General features: G+C 50.9%; 1 protein-coding gene. It reads left to right on the top strand.

The window, feature by feature from the left end:
* Positions 1–1,034: elongation factor Tu (gene tuf / locus ACJY2G_RS25490; protein WP_430321001.1), on the top strand; the 1,034-nt coding region annotated here is incomplete at both ends.

Genomic DNA, 1,034 nt, shown 5'->3' with positions numbered 1-1,034 from the left:
AACGTTGGTACTATCGGCCACGTCGACCACGGTAAAACTACCCTGACTGCAGCAATCACTACCGTTCTGGCTAAAACCTACGGCGGTTCTGCACGCGCATTCGACCAGATCGATAACGCACCAGAAGAAAAAGCTCGTGGTATCACCATCAACACTTCCCACGTTGAATATGACACCCCGACTCGTCACTACGCGCACGTTGACTGCCCAGGGCACGCCGACTACGTGAAAAACATGATCACCGGTGCTGCTCAGATGGACGGCGCTATCCTGGTTGTTGCTGCAACTGACGGCCCTATGCCTCAGACTCGTGAGCACATCCTGCTGGGTCGCCAGGTTGGCGTTCCATACATGATCGTGTTCATGAACAAATGCGACATGGTTGATGATGAAGAGCTGCTGGAACTGGTAGAAATGGAAGTTCGTGAACTTCTGTCTGCTTACGAATTCCCAGGCGACGACATCCCGGTCATCAAAGGTTCAGCGCTGAAAGCACTGGAAGGCGATGCAACTTGGGAAGCGAAAATCATCGAACTGGCAGAAGCACTGGACAGCTACATTCCATTGCCAGAGCGTGCTATCGATAAGCCATTCCTGCTGCCAATCGAAGACGTATTCTCCATCTCCGGTCGTGGTACAGTTGTTACCGGTCGTGTAGAGCGCGGTATCGTTAAAGTTGGCGAAGAAGTTGAAATCGTAGGTATCAAGGACACTGTTAAGTCTACTTGTACTGGCGTTGAAATGTTCCGCAAACTGCTGGACGAAGGCCGTGCTGGTGAGAACGTTGGTGTTCTGCTGCGTGGTATCAAACGTGAAGACATCGAACGTGGTCAGGTTCTGGCTAAACCAGGTTCAATCAAACCACACACCAAGTTTGATTCTGAAGTGTACATCCTGAGCAAAGATGAAGGTGGTCGTCATACTCCATTCTTCAAAGGCTACCGTCCACAGTTCTACTTCCGTACAACTGACGTGACCGGTACTATCGAACTGCCAGAAGGCGTTGAGATGGTAATGCCTGGTGACAACGTGAA

This window comes from Rahnella sp. ATs2, assembly GCF_051851855.1.
GTDB lineage: Bacteria > Pseudomonadota > Gammaproteobacteria > Enterobacterales > Enterobacteriaceae > Rahnella > Rahnella variigena.
The sequence above is the reverse complement of the archived record's forward strand: the minus strand, read 5'-3'. Positions and strand labels throughout refer to the sequence as shown.